Below are 2,926 nucleotides of genomic sequence, written 5' to 3' on the forward strand. Positions count from 1 at the left end.
ACCTTCTGTGGGTGTTCCCGAGTAGCGGCGGACCCCTGAAATCTGCCGTGAATCTGCCAGGACCACCTGGTAAGCCTAAATACTTCCTGGTGACCGATAGCGGACGAGTACCGTGAGGGAATGGTGAAAAGTACCCCGGGAGGGGAGTGAAATAGTACCTGAAACCGTTCGCCTACAATCCGTCGGAGCCTTGCGGGGTGACGGCGTGCCTTTTGAAGAATGAGCCTGCGAGTTAGTGGCATGTGGCGAGGTTAACCCGTGTGGGGGAGCCGTAGCGAAAGCGAGTCTGAATAGGGCGATTCAGTCGCGTGTCCTAGACCCGAAGCGGAGTGATCTAGCCATGGGCAGGCTGAAGCGCGGGTAAGACCGCGTGGAGGGCCGAACCCACCAATGTTGAAAAATTGGGGGATGACCTGTGGTTAGGGGTGAAAGGCCAATCAAACTCCGTGATAGCTGGTTCTCCCCGAAATGCATTTAGGTGCAGCGTCGCGTGTTTCTTGCCGGAGGTAGAGCACTGGATGGTCTAGGGGGCCCACAAGCTTACCGAAATCAGCCAAACTCCGAATGCCGGTAAGTGAGAGCGCGGCAGTGAGACTGCGGGGGATAAGCTTCGTAGTCGAGAGGGAAACAGCCCAGATCACCAGCTAAGGCCCCTAAGCGTGTGCTAAGTGGAAAAGGATGTGGGGTCGCATAGACAACCAGGAGGTTGGCTTAGAAGCAGCCACCCTTTAAAGAGTGCGTAATAGCTCACTGGTCAAGTGGTTCCGCGCCGACAATGTAGCGGGGCTCAAGCACACCGCCGAAGCTGTGGCATTCACATTTTAACCACGCGTGCCCTTGATGGTGCGTGCAGGTGTGTGGATGGGTAGGGGAGCGTCGTGCCGCGAGTGAAGCAGCGGGGTGACCCAGTTGTGGACGCGGCACGAGTGAGAATGCAGGCATGAGTAGCGAAAGAAGGGTGAGAAACCCTTCCGCCGGATGACCAAGGGTTCCAGGGCCAGGCTAATCCGCCCTGGGTGAGTCGGGACCTAAGGCGAGGCCGAGAGGCGTAGTCGATGGACAACGGGTTGATATTCCCGTACCCGCGAAAGAGCGTCCCTGATGAACCTCGTTGTGCTAACCACCCGAACTGGCTGATGTCTTCGGACGGATGTTGGGGAGCGTGGGAACCTGGCGGGTAGTAGTCAAGCGATGGGGTGACGCAGGAAGGTAGCTGAGCCCGGCCGGTGGTTGTGCCGGGGTAAGCGTGTAGGCCGTGCCATAGGCAAATCCGTGGCGCATGAAGGCTGAGACGTGATGCCGAGCCGATTCAGGTGAAGTCAGTGATCCTATGCTGCCGAGAAAAGCCTCTAGCGAGTTCTTAGCGGCCCGTACCCCAAACCGACACAGGTGGTCAGGTAGAGAATACCGAGGCGATCGGGCGAACTGTGGTTAAGGAACTCGGCAAATTGCCCCCGTAACTTAGGGAGAAGGGGGGCCGGAGACGTGAAGCCCCGCGCGGGTGGAGCGTTGTATGGCCGCAGAGAGCAGGGGGAAGCGACTGTTTACTAAAAACACAGGTCCATGCGAAGAAGTAATTCGATGTATATGGACTGACGCCTGCCCGGTGCTGGAACGTTAAGGGGACCTGTTAGCTCTTCGGGGCGAAGCGGAGAACTTAAGCGCCAGTAAACGGCGGTGGTAACTATAACCATCCTAAGGTAGCGAAATTCCTTGTCGGGTAAGTTCCGACCTGCACGAATGGCGTAACGACTTCCCCACTGTCTCAACCACAGGCCCGGCGAAATTGCAGTACGAGTAAAGATGCTCGTTACGCGCGGCAGGACGGAAAGACCCCGGGACCTTTACTATAGCTTGACATTGGTACTCGAATTAGCTTGTGTAGGATAGGTGGGAGCCGGTGAAGTCCATACGCCAGTATGGGTGGAGGCAATCTTGAAATACCACTCTGGTTGATTTGGGTATCTAACTTCGGACCGTTATCCGGTTCAGGGACAGTGTCTGGTGGGTAGTTTAACTGGGGCGGTTGCCTCCTAAAAGGTAACGGAGGCGCCCAAAGGTTCCCTCAGCCTGGTTGGCAATCAGGTGTTGAGTGCAAGTACACAAGGGAGCTTGACTGTGAGACTGACAGGTCGAGCAGGGACGAAAGTCGGGACTAGTGATCCGGCACTTGCGAGTGGAAGCGGTGTCGCTCAACGGATAAAAGGTACCCCGGGGATAACAGGCTGATCTTCCCCAAGAGTCCATATCGACGGGATGGTTTGGCACCTCGATGTCGGCTCGTCGCATCCTGGGGCTGTAGCAGGTCCCAAGGGTTGGGCTGTTCGCCCATTAAAGCGGTACGCGAGCTGGGTTTAGAACGTCGTGAGACAGTTCGGTCCCTATCCGCCGTGCGCGTAGGATACTTGAGAAGGGCTGTCCCTAGTACGAGAGGACCGGGACGGACGAACCTCTGGTGTGCCAGTTGTCCCGCCAGGGGCACGGCTGGTTAGCTACGTTCGGAAGGGATAACCGCTGAAAGCATCTAAGCGGGAAGCCTGCTTCAAGATGAGGTATCCCACCCACTATGTGGGGTAAGGCCCCCAGCTAGACGACTGGGTTGATAGGCCGGAAATGTAAGCCCGGTAACGGGTTCAGTTGACCGGTACTAATAGGCCGAGGACTTGACTACCAAGCTGCTACGCGTCCACTGTGCAACTCTGAACAAGCGAACACCCGTGACATGGTGCCGGGGTTGTTTGACATGTTCATAGAGTTACGGCGGTCATGGCGGAGGGGAAACGCCCGGTTACATTCCGAACCCGGAAGCTAAGCCCTCCAGCGCCGATGGTACTGCACTCGTGAGGGTGTGGGAGAGTAGGACGCCGCCGGACAATCATTCCAGAACGGGTCACCCTCACGGGTGACCCGTTCTGCGTTTCCCGCA

General features: G+C 57.2%; 2 rRNA genes (1 of these 2 only partly in view). Both read left to right on the top strand.

The annotated features are described in order from the left end of the window. Positions 1-2,671, top strand: a 23S ribosomal RNA gene (locus ACFY1S_RS29465) (it extends 438 nt beyond the left edge of the window). Positions 2,672-2,756: 85 nt separating this feature from the next. Beyond that, a 5S ribosomal RNA gene (rrf, locus tag ACFY1S_RS29470) occupies positions 2,757-2,873 on the top strand. Positions 2,874-2,926: the final 53 nt, after the last annotated feature.

This window comes from Micromonospora sp. NPDC000663, assembly GCF_042898105.1.
In the GTDB taxonomy this organism is placed as follows: domain Bacteria; phylum Actinomycetota; class Actinomycetes; order Mycobacteriales; family Micromonosporaceae; genus Micromonospora.